Annotated in this window: 10 protein-coding genes; 2 read left to right on the top strand and 8 right to left on the bottom strand. The window is 73.5% G+C overall.

Annotated elements, in window-relative coordinates:
- Positions 1-151: 151 nt before the first annotated feature.
- Together BX285_RS10180 and BX285_RS10175 are read right to left on the bottom strand one after the other, a co-directional pair.
- Positions 152-1,321 (bottom strand): GH12 family glycosyl hydrolase domain-containing protein, encoded by a 1,170-nt coding sequence (locus BX285_RS10180; protein ID WP_121174955.1) that lies wholly within the window; start codon positions 1,319-1,321, stop codon positions 152-154.
- A gap of 45 nt (positions 1,322-1,366) precedes the next feature.
- Positions 1,367-3,286, bottom strand: coding sequence for a serine/threonine-protein kinase (locus tag BX285_RS10175; RefSeq protein ID WP_121174954.1), 1,920 nt, complete (start codon positions 3,284-3,286; stop codon positions 1,367-1,369).
- A 414-nt stretch (positions 3,287-3,700) separates the two neighbouring features.
- On the opposite strand from BX285_RS10175, the gene BX285_RS10170 reads away from it, so the two are divergent.
- The gene (locus BX285_RS10170) at positions 3,701-6,523 is read left to right on the top strand and encodes an FtsK/SpoIIIE domain-containing protein (RefSeq protein WP_121177384.1); all 2,823 of its coding nucleotides are present in this window, start codon (positions 3,701-3,703) and stop codon (positions 6,521-6,523) included.
- Between the two features lie 624 nt (positions 6,524-7,147).
- Here BX285_RS10170 and BX285_RS10165 read toward each other — a convergent pair.
- Positions 7,148-7,963, bottom strand: a complete 816-nt coding sequence (locus BX285_RS10165; RefSeq protein ID WP_398899993.1) for a class I SAM-dependent methyltransferase — start codon at positions 7,961-7,963, stop codon at positions 7,148-7,150.
- Between the two features lie 336 nt (positions 7,964-8,299).
- On the opposite strand from BX285_RS10165, the gene BX285_RS10160 reads away from it, so the two are divergent.
- Positions 8,300-9,091 carry a hypothetical protein gene (locus tag BX285_RS10160; RefSeq protein WP_257032705.1) on the top strand — a complete coding sequence of 264 codons (792 nt, stop codon included), beginning with the start codon at positions 8,300-8,302 and terminating at the stop codon, positions 9,089-9,091.
- Between the two features lie 58 nt (positions 9,092-9,149).
- Here the strand turns inward: BX285_RS10160 and BX285_RS10155 are convergent, their stop codons facing one another.
- The 5 genes from BX285_RS10155 to BX285_RS10135 all read right to left on the bottom strand — a co-directional run bounded on the left by BX285_RS10155 (position 9,150) and on the right by BX285_RS10135 (position 18,741).
- Entirely contained in the window at positions 9,150-14,096 is a 4,947-nt protein-coding gene (locus BX285_RS10155; RefSeq protein ID WP_121174953.1) for an NAD-glutamate dehydrogenase, read from the bottom strand.
- A 286-nt stretch (positions 14,097-14,382) separates the two neighbouring features.
- The gene (gene pruA, locus BX285_RS10150) at positions 14,383-16,008 is read right to left on the bottom strand and encodes an L-glutamate gamma-semialdehyde dehydrogenase (RefSeq protein WP_097240213.1); all 1,626 of its coding nucleotides are present in this window, start codon (positions 16,006-16,008) and stop codon (positions 14,383-14,385) included.
- A 181-nt stretch (positions 16,009-16,189) separates the two neighbouring features.
- Positions 16,190-16,846, bottom strand: a complete 657-nt coding sequence (locus BX285_RS10145) for an HAD family hydrolase (RefSeq protein ID WP_259470478.1) — start codon at positions 16,844-16,846, stop codon at positions 16,190-16,192.
- An 86-nt stretch (positions 16,847-16,932) separates the two neighbouring features.
- Positions 16,933-17,442: a DUF6912 family protein gene (locus BX285_RS10140; RefSeq protein WP_097237683.1), complete on the bottom strand. Its 510-nt coding sequence runs from the start codon at positions 17,440-17,442 to the stop codon at positions 16,933-16,935.
- A gap of 132 nt (positions 17,443-17,574) precedes the next feature.
- Entirely contained in the window at positions 17,575-18,741 is a 1,167-nt protein-coding gene (locus tag BX285_RS10135) for a patatin-like phospholipase family protein (protein WP_183107042.1), read from the bottom strand.
- Between the last annotated feature and the right edge of the window lie 245 nt (positions 18,742-18,986).

Below are 18,986 nucleotides of genomic sequence, written 5' to 3'. Positions count from 1 at the left end.
CAACCTACGCGCCCCGACCCCCTGCGCGGGCCGCCTGAGGGGCCCGGACCGGGACTCGCGGGCGAGAAATCTCGTGGATTGTCGACAAAGCGTCAATCCTGGCGTGTGGTCCCGGTCCCGGCGCGTTCCCGGGCCCGGGCCCGAGCCCGGATCAGCCCACCGAGTCCGGCAGGGTCCAGCGCTGCCCGGTCGAGCCGTCGCAGCCGGCCAGGTCGGCGCCGCCGCCCGGCACGGTGCCGTCCGCCGGATCGCGCAGGCAGCCCTGGGCGCCCTGGTTCCACAGCGCGCCGGCCATGCCCACCAGCCACACGTGGTACGGCGAGCCGTTGCAGGGGTTGAGCGAGGCCCGGTTGCCTTCGGTGCCCAGGCACTTGCCGCCCTGACGGATCGTGCCGTCGATCTCCACGCTCCACTGCTGGGCGGGCGAGCCGTCGCAGTCCAGCAGCGCCACCGGCTCGGGGCCGTCCGGGGCTCCGCCGGGCAGGTCGGCCAGGCAGCGGCCGCCGGGGGCACCGACCGGGCCCACCGGGCGGCCGGGCCGGACGTCGGTGGCGAAGGACTCCGTGCGCAGGCCGGCGCCGTCGCGCCAGACCTCGAAGCCGGCCTCCACCGAGATCAGGTACCACTCCGGCTTGACCACCCCGCGGGCCACCGCGTCCCGGACGAAGGCCCGCAGGTCGAGGTCGGTGACCGAGGTGACCGGGGTCTGCGCCTGGTAGGCGACCATCGGCCACTGCCGGCCGTTGGCGGCGATGGTGAGCTGCCAGCTGGTGTAGCCGGCGCCGCCGATGCCGGCGGTGCTCCCCGCAGGGCCGGCCGACGCCGGGCGGCGGTCCAGCCAGACCATCAGCTCGGCGCCGTCCGGCTGGCCGTTGGCGGCCGGGGTGGTCGCGCCGGTGTTGAACCACAGGTCGTACGCCACGTTGAAGTCGCCTTGGGCGGGCAGCGTGGTGGACCAGCTGCTGGTGGCCCGCCCCAGCTCCGAGACCCGCACCGGCAGCGCGCTGCCCGTGCTGCAGGTGCCCCAGTGGCAGCCGTCGAAGATCTCCGGGTAGGCGACCGGCCCGGCTGGCGGGCTCCCGGCCGCTTCGGAGGACTGCACGGTGAACCCGGCCCGGCCGTCCGTCCCGAGGCACTGGCGGGCCCCGCCGTAGTTGTTGTTGTCCACCACGTACCGGCCGCCCGCGACCGGGACGGTCTCGTACTGACGGCAGTGCGACACCTCCGCCGCCGCTGCCGGACCGGCCGGCAGGAGCAGCCCCGCCACCGCGAGCACGGCGCCCGTCAGCGCCGTGCCCACCCGGCTCCCCCGTGTTCCCATCCCCGTGCTCCCCCGCGGTCCTTCGTGGTCCTTCGCCGTCCTGTCCTACTTTCCGAAGACGCTGCTCACCCAGTCGCGCGCGGTGTCGTACCAGCCCACCACGTTGTCCCAGTAGTGCGGCAGCGGCGTGAAGTTCCACAGCGCCACCGAGGCCAGCGCCAGCACCAGCAGCACCATCAGACAGCCCTTGAGGCAGCCGAGCCCCGGGATGTACATCCGGTTGCGGCTGCGCGGGCGCGGCTCGCGGGCCGGCGCGGACTCGCGGCGGGCCGGCTCGCGCGGCTCCTCGCGGCGCGGCGGGGCCTCCCGGTACTGCGGTGCGGGCGGCTCGGCCCGGCGCGGCGCCGCGGCGGGCGGGGGCGGCGGGTACCCGCCCGGCCGGCGGCCGTACCCGTCCGGGGCCTGCCGGTAGCCGCCCGGCGGCTGCGGTCGGCCTCCGGCCGGGCCGGCCTGGCCGCCCTGGCCCGCCTGTCCTGCCCGGCCTCCCTGACCGCCCTGGCCGCCCTGGCCCGCCTGGTAGGGCGGCGGGGCGACCGGCGGGCGCTGCGCGTAGCCGGGCGGCGGCGGGGCCTGGCGGTAGCCGGCCGGCGGCTGCGGCTGGTGGCCGGGCTGGCCGCCCGGGGCGCCGCGGTACGGCGGCGGGGCGCCCTGGCCGGCCTGGTAGGGCGGCGGGGCGACCTGCGGCTCGCCGTACTCCTCGTAGTCCTGCGGGCCGAAGTAGCCGACCTGGGTCTGCTGGTTGCGGTCGCGGGCCGCGCGCAGCTGGGTCTGCCACGGGTGCGGCGCCTCCTCCTTCGGCGCGGCCGGCGCCGCGGGTCCGCCGGGCGCCACGGGCGGGGGCGGCGGGACGGCGGTGGGCGGCATCACCCGGGTACGGTCCTCGGCGCCGTACGGGGGTGCGGGCGGCGGCTGGGTGCCCATCACCCGGGTCGCCCCGGCCGGGTCGTACTGCGGGGCGCCCGGGCCGGTCTGCGGCAGCACCTGGGTGCGGTCCTCGGTGCCCGGCAGCACCCCGGGGACGGCCGGGACGGTGCCGGGGACGACGGTGGGCCGCGGGTCCGGCTGCAGCAGGGCGGCGACCGCCAGCGCCTCGTCCACCGCCGCCGGGGAGGCGTGCACGCCGACCCCGGCCGCGACCACCCGCAGGGCGCGGGCCAGCGCGGTGGCACCGGGCCGCTGGGCCGGGTCCTTGCGCAGGCAGCGCTCGATCACCGTCCACAGCGGCTCGGGCATCGTGCTGGGCCGCTGCGGCTCCTGCGCCAGGTGGGCCTGGAGGACGGCGAGGGCGCTGTCGCCCTGGAACGGCTGGCGGCCGGTGACCAGCTCGTACAGCATGATCCCGGCGCCGTACACGTCCACCGCGGAGGTCTGCGGGCGGCCCTCGGCGGACTCCGGCGCGACGTACGCGGGAGTGCCGACGAACTCGTGGGTGCGGGTGACGCCCGGGGAGTCGGCGAGGCGGGCGATGCCGAAGTCGGTCAGCAGCGGGTGCATCTGCTCGACGCCGTCCACGACCGTGGAGGCGAGCAGCACGTTGGCCGGCTTGAGGTCGCGGTGGACGATCCCGTCGGCGTGGCTGGCCGCCAGCGCGTCCGCGACCTGGGCCATCAGCAGGGCGCCCGCGATCGGGCTGAACGGGCCGTTGGCGCGCAGGTAGCGGGCCAGGTCGGGGCCCTCGACCAGGTCCATCACCAGGGCCAGCAGCTCGCCCTCGACGACCAGGTCGCGGACCCGGACGATGTTGGGGTGGCTCAGCCGCAGCAGCAGTGAGCGCTCGCGCAGGAAGCGCATCACGACGTCCGGGTCGGCCGCCAGTTCCTCGCGCAGCACCTTGATCGCCACCCGCTGCCCGGGCTCGCTGCCCGGCACCTGGACGTCCTCGCGCACCACACCGCGCCAGACGGTGCCGGTCGCACCCCGCCCGAGGGTCTCATCCAGCAGATACTTGCTGCCGACTGGCCGCACCTGTCGCACTCCTCGCCGTGCCGCCCGCGCGGGGCGCTCCTCCGCCGGTGCGGTGAGCCTGCCGGGCCCGTGTCTGCGGCCACTCTAACGGTGTCCGTTCGGGTTTTCGGGGTGACCGGCAGGGCATCGGAGCAGGGTTGGGGGACATCCCCTAGGGGTCCCCGGAGCCGCTCGCTGGGCTGCTCAGGGGGCCTTCGGGGCGGCGGTTGACCTGACCCACCGTCGCCTCCACCATGGCGATGATCGCAAGATCGTCAAATCCGGTACCGTGCGCGGACCGTCCGTGCCGGATGGCAGGATGGACACTCGCCACTCGTGTGGCCCAACGGGGCCGCCGCGGCCGCCCGGTGCGTCCACGACGGCGCCGGGCAGCGGTACCAGGCTTCACATCAGCAGAAGGGACCCGCGGGCGAGATGCAGATCCGGCTGACCGTCCTCCGACCGCGCAGCGGCCCGACCGCCGCCGGCTCCGCCATCCCCTACGTGGACGTGCTGGTCACCGCGCCCGTCGGCACCGCGCTCGGCGCCATCGCGGGCGCCCTCGCGGGCGCCGTCGGCGTGCGCGGGCCGCGGGCCGCCACCCACGTGCACCTCTACGCCGGGGCGCACCGGGTGGACGAGCACACCCTGCTCGGCCACCCCCCGCTGCTCGACGGAGCTGTCCTCAGCCTCAACGAGCCCGACCCGACCGCCGACGATCCCGACGACACCCCCGCCGCCGCCGAACTGCGCGTGGTCGGCGGCCCGGACGCCGGCGGCGTGCACCGGCTGCACGGCCGGGAGATCCGGATCGGCCGCTCCGGCGAGGCCGACGTCCCGCTCGACGACCCGGACGTCTCCCGGCTGCACCTCTCCCTGCACCTCGCCGAGGACGGCCGGGTCTCCGTCCGCGACCTCGGCTCCACCAACGGCACCGCCCTCGACGGCCGGCTCGTCCCGCCCGGCCCGCCCGAGGCCGCCGTCCCGCTGGAGCCCGGCGCCCTGCTGCGGATCGGCGAGTCCACCCTCCAGGTGGCCGCCCCCGCCGCGGCCGACACCGCGGCGGCCGCCCGTACCGCCCTACCCGACGGCCACGGCCACCTCCAGCTCGCCGCCCCCGGCCCCGCGGCCCGCCCTTCACCGCCGGTGGTCGAACCGCCCACCGCCCCCGAGCCCGTACCCGGCCGGGGCCGCGGCCTGTTCTCCCTGCTGCCCGGCCGCGCCGCCGAACCGCCCGGTCAGGAGAGCGCCGAACGCCACCACGCGGCCATCCGGCAGCGCCAGACCGCCGCCCAGCGCGAACGCTGGCCCGACCTCGCCACCCTGCTGCTCAACGCCGTCGGCCCCGGCCCCCGGCTGTGGGAGCGCGGCCCCGGCCATCCCGACGCGCTCACCCTGCGGCTGGGCACCGCCGACCGCCCCGGCGGCCCCGGCACCACGCCCGGCACGCTGCTGCCCGCCGTCCCGGTCACCCTCGACCTGCAGACCGCCGGCAGCCTCGGCCTCAGCGGCCCGCGCGAACGCCTCGACGCCCTCACCCGCGCCGTCGTCGCCCAGCTCGCCGCGCTGCACCCGCCCACCGGCCTGAGCCTGGTCGTGGTCGACGCCGACCCGACCCGCACCCCCGAGGAACGCGTCGACACCTGGGCCTGGGCCCTGTGGCTGCCCCACCTGCGCCCGGTCGACGGCCAGGACTGCCGCCTGCTGGTCGGCCTCGACGACGAACAGGCCACCGCCCGGCTGACCGAGCTCACCGCCCGGCTCAGCGGACCGAGCGGCCTCGGCGGCCACCCCGCCACCGTGGTCGTGGTGGACGGCCGCCCGGCCACCGAGACCGCCCGGCAGGCGCTCGACCTGCTGCTGCGCCAGGGCCCGGCGGTCGGCATCTTCCCGGTCTGCCTCGCCGAGCAGCCCGAACTGCTTCCCCGCGGCCTCGGCGCCACCGCCCTGATCACCGGCGAGGTCGGCACCCAGCTCTCGCTCGACCGCCCGGTCGCCCGCGGCCGCGAGACCCTGCACGAGGTCTCGCTGGACGCCGTCTCCGACGCCTGGGCCGAGCGGCTCGCCCGCGTCCTCGCCCCGCTGCGCGAGGCCGCCCCGGCCGCCCGCGGCCCGCTGCCCGACGCGCTGCGCCTGCTCGACCTGCTGCAGCTCGACACCGTCACCCCCGCCAAGCTGTCCGCCCGCTGGGCCGCGCACGCGGGCGGCATCGGCGCCGCCACCGCCCTGCTCGGCACCACTCGGGACGAGCTGTGCACCCTCGACCTGGCCGACCCCGAGCTGTCCCTCCCCTCCCCCGACCCGGGCGGCCCGCACCTGCTGATCGGCGGAGCCCGCGGCTCCGGCAAGACCGAACTGCTGCGCACCCTGGTCGCCTCGCTCGCCGTCTCCGAACGCCCCGAACGGCTCGCCGTCACGCTCATCGAGGGCCGGGCCACCGAGGAAGGCCTCGACGGCTGCACCGAACTGCCGCACGTCACCGGCCTGGTGAACGCCGCCACCGACCCGCGCGCCGCACTGCTCGCGGCCGAGGCGCTGGAGGACGAACTCACCCTGCGGGAGCGGCTGTTCGACGGCCTGGACTTCGCCTCCTGGCACGCGGCGCGGATCCTGGACGGGCACAGCTTGGACACCGACCGCCCGCAGGTCCCCGTTCCCGCCACCGTGGGCGCCGGCTCGGCCTCCGCTCCCCGGATCATCTCGCCGCGCGGCTCCTCCGACGCCCGGCCGGCCGCCACCCCCTCCTCTGCCGTCCCCGCCCGCCTCGTCGTCGTCGTCGACGACTACGACGCCCTGCTCTCCCCCACCTCCCCGGCCGGCCGCCCGCTTGCCCGCGCCCTGGCCGCCATCGCCCGCCGCGGCGGCCCGCTCGGCATCCACCTCGCCGTCGCCACCGGCCGTCCGGAGGAGAGCGCCGGCACCGAGGTGGACGAGGCCGCCCTGCTCCGGATCGCCCTGCGCACCGACGACCCGGCCGACTCCGACCTGCTGATCCACCTCGGCGACGCGGCCGCCCTCCCCGAGGACACCCCCGGCCGCGGCTACCTCCGCCTCCCCGACGGCGGCGTCACCGCCTTCCAGGCCGCCCGGATCAGCGGCCGCATCCCCCGCACGGCGACCCTGCGGCCCACCGTCGTCGCGATAGACCCCCTCCAGCTCGGCGCCCCACCCGCCCGCCGCCCGGTCCGCGAACTCGGCAACGGCCCCACCGACCTCGCCCTGCTGGCCAGCGCCCTCCAACGCGCCGCCGCCCGCTGAGCGGTCAGCAACAAAGCCGGTGCCTACACCTCTCCTACGGGCGGGCCCGTGTCAGAAGACACGGGCCCGCCCGAACACCAGGTGTCCCACCCGCCCACCCCTTCTACGAACCGCAAAGCAACGGCGGCCCCGGCCAAGGGTGGCCAGGGCCGCCGAAACCAGCGCCGATCAACACTCCTCATCCGCCCGGTAATGCGAGAAACGACAGCGACCCACCGTGGTTTGGACAGCAACGGGATTGATGTCTTGCCGCCCGCCGGACACGTCCGGCGGGCGGCAAGAAAAAGGCGACTGGTGTGTGGATTCAGCGCCCCTATCACCCCGTCGCCGCTTCGGCCGTGCCGAAGCGGCGACGGCATTGGCTGGCTCCCTTCTGCGCAGGAAGTCGACCAGACCGACTTCCTGCGCAGAAGGGAGGAGAGCTGCGGGTTGATTGCTGCTGCGCTTCGCTGCCCCGCCGGACGCATCCGGCGGGGCAGCGAGACGGGAACTGGCCGGTGCGAATGCGAGACCGGCATACGCCATGACGAAACGACTCCGCCGACGAAGCGCGAGGAGCGCCGACTCAGGCGAACGGTCTTGATCACGCCCTGCGACCCGGTGTAGCGGACCGGCCCTCTCCTGTCAGGGGTGACAGATCAGGATGCCGCCAAGGCATGTGATCTTGAACGACCCCTCGGCCGCAATCGTGATGGCAGCAATCTCCGCCGCCCGACTGACGGTCTCGTGGAACGGGACGCCGCATTGGTCGGCCCACGCCTCGTAGGAGGCCAGGTGGGCAACGATCGGCGCTGGGTCGGTGATCTCGATGGTGCCGGGAAGTTCCCGCACCCGGATGTCCTTGAACACCGTCCCGAGGTAACTGGGGGCTTTCTCCAGGGAGAAGCGGGAGCTGAGGGAGACCCGCGCCGGCCCCTCGGGAATCCCGAGGACGTCTCCTGCGGCCCTGGCCCAGAGCCGGTCCAGCTCCCGCTTGTCGGTGTCGCTGTTGGTCGAGGCGATGAGCACACCGCCGGGCCGGAGAACGCGGGCCAGTTCCTTGATCGTGGCCTCGATGTCACTTACGTGGTACAGCATGTGCAGGGCCAGCACGGCGTCGGCGCTGTTGTCGGCGAAGGGCAAGGCCTGGGCATCGGCCACCAGAACCGGCTTCTCGACGTCGGCAAGGATGCCCGCCGAGATGTCCATCCCGACGACCTGGAGATCCGGGCGGTCCGTGTGCAGGCGGCTGACGAACTTGCCGTTGCCGCAGCCAACATCAAGGACGATCCCGCTTGTGCCGGTCAGCTCTTCGACGGCGATCCCGGGCAGGTCGTACTGCGGCTGCTGCCATCGGTAGATGGACTGGCGGGCGGCCAGGTGGCGCCCGTCGGCGTAGGCACTGTTCGCGAGGATCATCCTGTCGGCGACTGCGGCGTCCTGCTGTGCGGTGCTCGTCACTGGGGCAGCTCCGGAGCGTTCGTGAGTGCGGGTCCGAGAACAGGCTTCTCTGACATTCTCACGGAGACTCAGGACAATCGGGGAGCCTGCGTAGGTAGGCTCGGCGAGAAGCGCTACGGGCGCGGCTCGCCTGCCTGTCGGAGAGGTGAAACAGTGTCCTGTCACCGTAGTCCGCCTTTGGCAAACGGTTCGCACTCTGTGTAGTTGATGTGCTACTTTCCGCATCATCAACAGAACATAGGAGACCCCGGCGGTGCTGGAACACCCCGGGGTCCGGCACAGGAGCTAGGACTCCCAATGCAGATTCATCGTAGCGCTCACGCGCGCTCTTTCACCGTGCTTCCCAACGGCCTGTTGCAGGACCGCCGCCTCAGCTTCACCGCTCGCGGCCTCCTCGCCGATCTGCTCTCCCGCCCGAACGGCTGGCGTGAGGACGGCCGACAGATGGCCGACACCAGCACGCAAGGGCGCGGCGCCGTACGCCGCGCGCTCAAAGAGCTGAAGGACGCCGGGTATTACCGCGTCGACACCGTCCGGCTGCCCAACGGCACCGTCCGCTCCGAGGCCCACGTCTTCGACACCCCGCAGCTCACGTCGGCGGCACCGGTTGTCCCCCGTCCGGCCGCCGGTGAACGAGGCACCGGCCGCACTGTCGTCCCTTCCGTAAAGAACCCGGCAGAAGAACCCACCCTCCCGGACGAACAGACCCGTAAAGCGGTAGCAACGCTCTTCCGGGCGATCCGACCCGAACCGCGTCTGCGCCTCGGCGAGGCCGAGGCCCGACAACTCGCGCCCCTCGTCACCCACTGGCTGGAACGGGGCTGCAGCGAAGCCGAGTTGGCCCACGCGCTGCTCCCCGGGTTGCCGCAACCGATGCACTCCCCGGCGGCGATCCTCCGCGATCGCCTGCAACGCAAGCTGCCACCCGAACGATCGGCGCCCCCACCGGCCTCCTACGCCGAGTGCGGCCGCTGCCACGACCCGGTGCCCCGCCCCGGGATCTGCCGCTCCTGCGCAGGCCTCGGCACGAGAACCCCCGCCGTCGGCACCGGGGCAGCCGCCACCCCCAGCGGCGCCGCCCGCGCCCGCGCAGCCCTGCGCGGGCGCGGGCCCCTCGTCACCGCGTGAATGCGGCGGGCCCGCGTCCGAGGAAGGACGCGGGCCCGCCGGCAACAGGAGCCGTCCGTCAGCGCATCGAGCCGGTGCGCAGCAGGGTGCGGATGACACGCATCGCGACCGAGAGGCTGGACAGCTCGTAGTTGTCCGAACCCCTTATGTCGTCGAGGGTGCTCTTGGCCCGGTTCAGCAGGGTCGCGTTGAGCTCCGCCCAGGCGGTGTAGCGCTCCTCCGGGGTGGCGCCCTCGGGGCCGCAGGCCAGGATGTCGGCGGTCAGGGCGGCGTGCGCCGCGAAGAGGTCCTCACGGATCGCGGCCCGGGCCATCGACGACCAGCGGTCGGTGCGGGGCAGCTCGATGATGCGGTCGAGCAGGTGCGAGATCTGCAGCCGGTCGCCCAGGTCGTAGTAGAGCTCGGCGACCTCGGCGACGTCCTTGCCGGAGCGGTCCGCGACCTCGGTGATGTCCAGGGTCGGGAAGACCGAGGAGAGGCCGGCGATCCGGGTGGCGAGCTCCTCCGGCACGCCGGCGGCGGCGAGTTCGCCGTACACCGACTCGAACCAGGCCAGGTCCTCGCCACGCAGCGGCTTGGGCAGCGAGCCCCAGACCTGCTTGATCCGGTCGTGGAAGAACTCGATGGTGCCGGCGATGTCGAGCGGCTGGCGGCGGTTGTTGAGCATCCACCGGGTGGCGCGCTCGACCAGGCGGCGCGAGTGCAGGCGCATCTTGGTCTGCACCCGGGCGGGGACCTGGTTGTCCAGGCCCTCGATCTCGCCCCAGATCTCCTCCAGGCCGAAGACGGCCCGCGCGGCGGTGTGCGTCCGGGCGATCTCCTCGTAGGTCGCGCCGGTCTCCTCCTTCAGGCGGAAGGCGAAGGTGCAGCCACCGCGGTTGATCGTGTCGTTGACGATCAGCGTGGTGATGATCTCGCGGCGCAGCGCGTGGCTGTCGATCGCGTCGGCGAACCGGGCCCGCAGCGCGCTCGGGAAGTAGTCGTGCAGCGCGGTGCGGAAGTACAGGTCGTCGGGCAGGTCGGTGGCGAGCAGCTCGTCGGCCAGGATGATCTTGGTGTAGGCGAGCAGCACGGACATCTCGGGCTGGGAGAGCCCGCGGCCGCCCTGCTGGCGGTCGCGGATCTGCCGCTCGGTGGGCAGGAACTCCAGCGCCCGGTCGAGCCGGCCGGCCGCCTCGAAGCGGTTGATCATCCGCGCGTGGACGTTGACCATGCTGTGCGCCTGGGCGACGGCGTTGGCCAGCACCACGTTCTGCGCGTAGTTGTTGCGCAGCACCAGGCGGCCGACCTCGTCGGTCATCTCGGCCAGCAGGGCGTTGCGCTGCTTGACCGTCATGTCGCCCTCGGCGACGACCTGGTTGAGCAGGATCTTGATGTTGACCTCGTGGTCCGAGGTGTCCACACCGGCGGAGTTGTCGATCGCGTCGGTGTTGATCCAGCCGCCGGTGCCCTCCGGGCCGCCGGTGGCCGCGTACTCGATGCGGCCGAGCTGGGTGCAGCCGAGGTTGCCGCCCTCGCCGATGACCCGGGCCCGGACCTGCTCGCCGTTGACCCGGATGGCGTCGTTGGACTTGTCGCCGACCTCGGCGTTGGTCTCGCTGGAGGCCTTGACGTAGGTGCCGATGCCGCCGTTCCAGAACAGGTCGACGGGAGCCTGCAGGATCGCCTTCATCAGCTCGGCCGGGGTGAGGCGGCTCTCCTCGATGCCGAGCGCGGCCCGGACCTGCGGGGTCAGCTGGATCGACTTGGCCGAGCGGGGGTGCACCCCGCCGCCGGCCGAGATCAGCGACTTGTCGTAGTCGTCCCAGGAGCTGCGCGGAAGGTCGAAGAGGCGGCGGCGCTCGGCGTACGAGGTGGCCGCGTCCGGGTTCGGGTCGAGGAAGATGTGGCGGTGGTCGAAGGCGGCGACCAGGCGGATGTGCTCGCTGAGCAGCATGCCGTTGCCGAAGACGTCGCCGGACATGTCGCCGATGCCGATGACGGTGAAGTCCTCGGTCTGGGTGTCGACGCCGAGTTCGCGGAAGTTGCGCTTGACCGACTCCCAGGCGCCGCGGGCGGTGATGCCCATGCCCTTGTGGTCGTAGCCGGCCGAGCCGCCGGAGGCGAACGCGTCGCCGAGCCAGAAGCCGTACGACTCCGCGACGCCGTTGGCGATGTCGGAGAAGGTCGCGGTGCCCTTGTCGGCGGCGACGACCAGGTAGGTGTCGTCCTCGTCGTGGCGGACCACGTCGGCCGGGTGCACGACCTCGCCGCCGACCAGGTTGTCGGTGATGTCCAGCAGCGCCGAGATGAAGGTCTTGTACGAGGAGATGCCCTCGGCCAGCCAGGCGTCGCGGTCCACCGACGGGTCCGGCAGCTGCTTGGCGACGAAGCCGCCCTTGGCGCCGACCGGCACGATGACGGTGTTCTTGACCATCTGCGCCTTGACCAGGCCCAGGATCTCGGTGCGGAAGTCCTCGCGCCGGTCGGACCAGCGCAGACCGCCGCGGGCGACCTTGCCGAAGCGCAGGTGCACGCCCTCGACCTGCGGCGAGTAGACCCAGATCTCGAAAGCCGGGCGCGGGGCCGGCAGGTCCGGGACGGCCTTCGGGTCGAACTTCATCGACACGTAGGGGTGCCACTGGCCGTCGGCGGTGTGCTGGAAGAAGTTGGTCCGCAGGGTGGCCTTGATGAGGTTCAGGAAGGAGCGCAGGATGCGGTCCTCGTCCAGCGAGACGACCTCGTCGAGGGCGCCGTCCAGCTCCTCCAGGATGCCCTCGGTCAGCTCCAGGGCGCCCGAACGGTGGCTCGGGCTGAGCCGGGCCTCGAACAGGTTGACCAGCAGGCGGGTGGTGTGGGTGTTGTTGCGGAGCGCGTCCTCCATGTAGTCCTGGGAGAACGTGGAGCCCGCCTGGCGCAGGTACTTGGCGTACGCGCGCAGCATCATCGCCTGGCGCCAGGTCAGCCCGGCGGTCAGCACCAGCTCGTTGAAGCCGTCGTTCTCGGCCTTGCCGGTCCAGGTGGCGGCGAAGGTCTCCTGGAAGCGCTCGCGGGCCTCGTCGGTGAGGTCGGTGGCCTCGCGCAGCCGCAGGCCGAAGTCGTACACCCACGCGGTGGTGCCGTCGGAGCGGCGCAGCGCGTACGGGTGCTCGTCCAGCACCTCGACGCCCAGGCGCTGGAGCACCGGCAGGACCTCGGTGAGCGAGATCGGGCCGCCGACCCGGTAGATCTTGAAGCGGCGCTCGTCGTCGCCGGCGCCGACCGGCTGGTACAGGTTGAGGCGGAAGTCGCCCTCGCCGTGCAGCGACTCGATCTGCTTGATGTCGGCGACGGCGGTGCGCGGCGGGAAGTCGGCGCGGTAGCCGTCGGGGAAGGCGTTGGCGTACTTGTGGCCGAGCTCGGCGGCCTTCTCCTCGCCCAGTTCGAGGTGCAGCTGGTCGTGGAAGCCGTCCATCCAGAACCGGGCGGCCTCGGCGAGGCGGTTCTCGATCCGCTCGACGTCGCTGTCGGTGAGGTGCGGCAGCTCGGTGCCCGGGGCGACCCGGACCACGAAGTGCAGTCGGGTCAGCACCGACTCGGTGGCGTACACCGTGTAGTCGATGGTGGCGCCGCTCAGCTCCTCCTTGAGGATGTCGGTGAGCAGCAGCCGGATCCGGGTGGTGTAGCGGTCGCGCGGCAGGTAGATGAACGCGGAGAAGTAGCGCCCGTACTCGTCCTGGCGCAGGAAGAGGCGCAGCTTACGGCGCTCCTGCAGGTAGAGCACGCTGGTGGCGATGGAGAGCAGCTCGGAGGCCGGGGTCTGGAAGATCTCGTCCCGCGGGAAGGTCTCCATGATCTGCAGCAGGTCGCGGCCGTCGTGGCTCTCGCTGGAGAAGCCGGACTCGTCCAGCACCGCCTGGACCTTGCGGCGCACGACCGGGATGCGGGTGACCGACTCGGTGTAGGCGGCCGAGGAGAACAGGCCGAGGAAGCGGCGCTCGCCGATCGGCTCGCCGGCGGCGTTGAACTTCTTGACGCCGACGTAGTCCAGGTAGGCCGGGCGGTGCACGGTGGAGCGGCTGTTGGCCTTGGTGAGGACGAGGGCCTTCTTCTCGTGGGCCTTGGCGCGCACCGGCGCGGAGAGCCGGCCGAAGGCCTCGCTGACCGAGTGGTGGCGGTCGTCGTGGCTGTGCGGGTCGGAGCGCAGGATGCCCAGGCCCGTGCCGGCGACGGCCTTGAGGACCTCCTCGCCCTCGTGCTCGACGAGGTCGTACTCGCGGTAGCCGAGGAAGGTGAAGTGGTCGTCGGCGAGCCAGCGCATCAGCTCCCAGGCCTCGCCGACCTCCTGCTCGGACAGGCCGGTCGGGGGCTGCTCGGCGAGCTCGTCGGCCAGGCGCAGCGCGCTCTCGCGCATCTTGCCCCAGTCCTCGACGACCTCGCGGACGTCGCCGAGCACGCGGCGCAGATTGGCCTCGATGGTGCGCAGGTCGTCGCGGTCGGTCTCGCGGTCGATCTCGATGTGCATCCACGACTCGACGGTCGCGTCGGCCGGCCACTCGGCGCCGGCGGCCTGGCTGCGGGAGCAGGCGTCGACGTCCAGGATCTCCAGCAGCTTGCCGGTGATGTCACGGCGGACGACCAGCTGGGGGTGGATCACGATGTGGATCGCGCGGTCCTGGCGGGACAGCTCGTTGGTGACGGAGTCGACCAGGAACGGCATGTCGTCGGTGACCACCTCGACCACCGTGTGGCCGCAGGACCAGCCGTTCTCCTCGACCGAGGGGGTGTGGACCCGCACCTCGGCCGTGCCCTGGGGGCGCTTGAGCCCAAGGCGGTAGTGGGAGGCGGCCGCACCGTAGACGTCGACCGGGTCGCGGTCGACCAGGTCCTCGGGCGCGGTGTGGAGGTAGTAGTGGTGCAGGTACGCGGTCAGAGCGCCGTTGCTCAGACCCTCCCCCGGCGCCGCTCCCCCCACCTGGCTGTTCTCAGCGGCTGCGGCTGCCTTCTTGAGCAGTTCGGCCTTGGCTGCGTCCAGCTTGGTCTGCATGACTTCTTGGCTCCTGTCGCGCGCCGTTGCGTGACTCGGTGGTGTGTGGATGTACACCGACGGGTCAGCCGCAATCCTGCCGCACCATCCGACTGAAAGGGGCTCATGGCACGCATGAAACGTCCTCCCAGTGGGTAGGACGACACGTTCGTCCTGCAAGCCACCCGACGACGCCAGCCAGCCTAACCGGATCAATCGAAGGTGGACAGGGACAGGTAGGCGCAAACCTGCAGGATGTCGGGTCCGTCCTGGACAGCATGTCCAAACCGGAGGCTGATGTTCACTCTCAGCCCATGTGCGGGTATCCGTGGTGAGTCGGCGGGACGAACGACTCCTTGATCGACCGGGCCGAGGTCCAGCGCAGCAGGTTCTGGGCGGCACCGGCCTTGTCGTTGGTCCCGGAGGCCCGGCCGCCGCCGAAGGGCTGCTGGCCGACCACGGCACCGGTCGGCTTGTCGTTGATGTAGAAGTTCCCGGCGGCGAAGCGCAGCTCCTCCACGGCCTGCGCGATGGCGTAACGATCCTGCGCGATCACCGAGCCGGTCAGGCCGTACGGGGCGCCGCCGTCGACCCGCCGGAGCACGTCGTCCCAGCGGGAGTCCTCGTACACGTGGACGGCCAGGATTGGGCCGAAGTACTCGGTGCGGAAGATCTCGCCCCGGTGGTCGGAGGAGACCAGGACGGTCGGCCGGACGAACCAGCCGATCGCATCGTCGTACTGGCCTCCGGCCGCCAGTTCGATCGTCGGATCGGCCTTGGCGCGGTCGATCGCCTCCCGGTTCTTCTCGAAGGCGCGCCGGTCGATCAGGGCGCCCATGAAGTTGGACAGGTCGGTCACGTCGCCCACCGCGAGCGCGTCCACCTCCGCCAGGAACTCGTCCTTGATCCGCTGCCAGAGGCTGCGCGGCAGGTAGGCGCGGGAGAGCGCGGAGCACTTCTGGCCCTGGTACTCGAAGGCGCCGCGGATCAGCGCGGTCCGCAGGATCTCCGGGTCGGCCGAGCGGTGGGCCAGCAGGAAGTCCTTGCCGCCGGTCTCGCCGACGATCCTCGGGTAGGTGCGGTAGCCGCCGATGTTGGCGCCGATGGCCTGCCACAGCGACCGGAAGGTGGCGGTGGAGCCGGTGAAGTGCAGCCCGGCGAGCGCCGGATCGGCCAGCGCCACCGGGGAGACCTGCAGGCCGTCGCCGGTCACCAGGTTGATCACCCCGGGCGGCAGGCCGGCCGCCTCCAGCAGCCGCATCAGGTGGTGGGCGGCCAGCATCTGGGTCGGCGCGGGCTTCCAGACCACCGTGTTGCCCATCAGTGCGGGGGCGGTGGGCAGGTTGCCGGCGATCGCGGTGAAGTTGAACGGGGTGATCGCGTAGACGAAACCTTCCAGCGGGCGGTGGTCGGTGCGGTTCCACACCCCGGGCGAGGAGAGCGGCTGGTCGGCCAGGATCTGCCGGGCGAAGTGGACGTTGAACCGCCAGAAGTCGATCAGCTCGCAGGCGGAGTCGATCTCGGCCTGCTGCACGGTCTTGGACTGGCCCAGCATGGTGGCCGCGTTGAGCGTCTCCCGCCAGGGCCCGGAGAGCAGGTCGGCGGCGCGCAGGAAGACCGCCGCGCGGTCGTCGAAGGAGAGCGAGCGCCACTGCCGCCCGGCCGCCAGCGCCGCGTCCACCGCCGCACGTGCGTCCTCCCGGGTGGCGTTGCCGAGCACGCCCAGCTTGGCCGCGTGGTGGTGCGGCTGGACGACCTCGATCCGCTCGCCGCCGCCGAAGCGCTGCTCGCCGCCGATGACCATCGGCAGCGGGACCTGCTCGGCCGCCAACTCGTCCAGCCGCCGCACCAGCCGCTCCCGCTCCGGGCTGCCGGGCCGGTACGCGTGCACCGGCTCGTTGACCGGGGTCGGCACCTCGGTGACTGCGTCGATGGGCATGGCGGCTCCGTCCTGCTGGCTCGTCTGTCGCTCCAGCCTGACCAACGGCAGACCGATCCGCCCGCCCGGACACGCGGACGGCGGACGTGGCGCCCGCCACTGCCGCGCGCCGCCCGGCTCGGCCCGGGGCGGCTCAGGATCTCGCCCGGTTCAGCCCGGTTCAGCCCGGGTCCGCTCAGCCGGCGATCCGGCCCGCCAGCTCCACCGCCTCGGCCAGGGTGTCCACCACCGGGACGCCGACCGGCTCCAGCTTCTCGCGCGTGTGCGAACCACCGGTGTACAGCACCGCGCGCGCGCCCACGCTCAGCGCCGCCAAGGCATCGTCCGCAGCGTCCCCGATCAACACCGTACGGGCCGGGTCGACCTCCTCGCCGAGCGCGGCCAGGTGCCGGACGAGGTGCTCCGCCTTCTGCCCGCCCGCCGGGCCGCTGCGGCCGTCCACCCGCAGGAAGTGGCCGGTCAGGCCGAAGGTCTCGACCAGCGGGACGAGGTTCTCGTGCACGTACATCGACAGCAGCGACTGGCTGTGCCCGGCCGCCTGCCAGTCGGCCACCAGCTCACGGGCGCCCTCGGTCAGGCCGCAGGACGCACTCAGCTCGCGGTAGCGCTGGTGGAAGGCGTCGTCCAGCTCCAGCCACTCCTCCCGGGAGGGCTCCCGGCCGAGCAGCCGCTGGTAGAAGCGCGGGATCGGTATCTCGTACTGCTCCCGGTACTCCTGCAGGCTCATCGGCCCGACGCCGATGGTCGCGAACGCGGCGTTGCTCGCCCCGAGCACCGCTTCCATGTCGTGGAAGAGCGTGCCGTTCCAGTCCCAAACGATGTGAGTGCGCACGGAGCACAACGGTAACGCCGGGCACCGACCCGCCGGTAGGACTCAGCTCACGCACCCGCCCCGGCAGGCCCGCCCGCCGCGCCCGCTCACGCCAACAGCGCGGGGATCTCCTGGGTCGCGAACCAGAGCAGGTCGTGGTCCTCGGCGCCGTCCACGGTGAACTGGGCGTCCTGGTCGCCCGCGTCGGCCGCGGCCACCGCCGCCACCGCCGCCGCGACGTCCGTGACCACCTCGTCGTCGGACACGTCCGCGTGCACCGCGGCCGCCTTGGCCAGCCGCACCGGACCGGCCAGCAGCACCCGGCCGAGCGAGGCCTGGTCCTGGTACTCGTCGCCGGGGAAGGGCCGTACGGACGCATCGGCCACGTCCAGCGCCACCACGACCCGGCGGCGCGGGGCGTCCGGGTCGGCGGCCAGCAGCCGCAGCGAGGCCTGGGCGGCCCGGTTCAGCGCCGCGTACTCCAGCTCCTCGATGTCGTCGCTGACGTACCACTCGCGCAGCGCGGGCGTCACGGCGTACGCCGCGGACTGCTCCAGGGCGCCGCCCTCGTGCGCCGCCGCCAGGCCGGTCAGGGTGGTGGGCAGGTACACGCGCATCGGTGACACTCTCCGGTTCGGTCCAGCGGGGTCCGTCCGCCGGGTCCGTCCAGCGGAACGGATTCCCCGGCGCCCCAAGAATAAGCGCCGCCGGGCTCCCGTGATCACCTGCGGTGCGGCTTGCCCGGCCGGTCACCGCGCGGCCCGCAGCGCCTCCCGGCTGGTCCGCAGGGCGCTCTCCAGGACGGCGCCGCGGCGGGCCGGGTCCATCAGGTTCGGGCCCATCACGGCGAGGTCCGCCAGGGTCGGCGCGAGCAGCCGCACCCGGACGCCCTCGGCCCGCAGCAGCGCGGCCTCGCGCAGCAGCTGGCGGGTGACGGCGCGGCGGTAGCGGCTGACCAGCTGCGCCAGCACGCCGCGCGGGCGGTCCCGGTCACGCCACTCGCGCAGCGCGGCCAGGGTGGCGCGCCCGGCCGGGCCGGACCGTTCGGCCCCGGCTGCCCTGTCGGCCCGCCGGTCCAGCCTCAGGGCCATCGGGGCGAGCACGTACACCTCGTCCAGCCCGCGCCCGAGCATCAGGTCGGCGTTGGTGGCCGACCAGCAGCCGCCGTCCACGTACGCCGAGCCGTTCAGGCGCACCGGCGCGAACCAGCCGGGGATCGCGCAGGAGGCCATCACGGCGTCGGCGACCGCGACCGCCGGGGCGTCCGGGTCGCCGAAGACGACCCGGCGGCCGCTGCGGTAGTCCACGGCGGCCACCCGCAGCGGCGAGCCCGCCGCCCACGCCGCCGCCCCGGCGGTCTCGCCCGCGCCCGCACCTGCGGCCGTGTCCGGGTCCGGGTCCGGCCGGCCGCCCGGGCCGAGCAGGCCGCGCACCAGCTCGCCGACCGGTGCCAACGAGCCGCGGCCGTGCGGCGCCATCGCCGAGACCATGGTCAACAGCGGGTACTCCCGCGGGTGCCGGACGGCGTCGCGCAGCAGGCCCGGCGAGCCGATGCCGGCCCGCGGGCGGGGCGGCAGCGCACCGCCGACGGCGGTGTCGTAGTCGAAGTCGACCCCGGCCAGCGGACCCTCGGTGATCGGCAGGCCGCGCTGGTGGTCGCGCAGCTGCTCGGGCCGGACGCCGCCGGCCAGCATCGCCGCGAGGATCGCGCCCGCCGAGGTGCCGAGCAGGACGTCGGCCCCGCCCGGCTGTCGCCCGGTGGCCTCCTCGACGGCGCACAGCGCGCCGACCGTCCAGGCCGCGCCGAGCATCCCGCCGCCGCCCAGCACCAGTCCGCGCCGGGGTGCGCCCCCGGCGGGCGGGGCGGTGCCCTCGGTCGCCGGGGCCGGCACCGTCGCTGCTACCCGTGTGGTCATGGCGGCCGCCCGTCGTCGTGGGGGGCGGCTGTCCGCTCCCCGCGGTTCCCGGTCAGGCTCCGATGGTGCGCGCCCAGAGCGGTGCGACGCAACGCGGCAGCGGGCCAGGACCACCCGGTCCGCCCAGCCGGAGCGTCCCCTTTCGGGCCGTACGGCCTGCCCCCGCACGTCAACCGGGTGTTGCGCGAACGCTGCTTCGATCCCTCGCCACGCTGGCTGCCTCACCCGGATAGGTGAACTCGGAG

The sequence above is a fragment of the Streptomyces sp. 1114.5 genome (assembly GCF_003635085.1).
GTDB lineage: Bacteria > Actinomycetota > Actinomycetes > Streptomycetales > Streptomycetaceae > Kitasatospora.
This window is presented reverse-complemented; position numbering and strand designations above follow the sequence as displayed.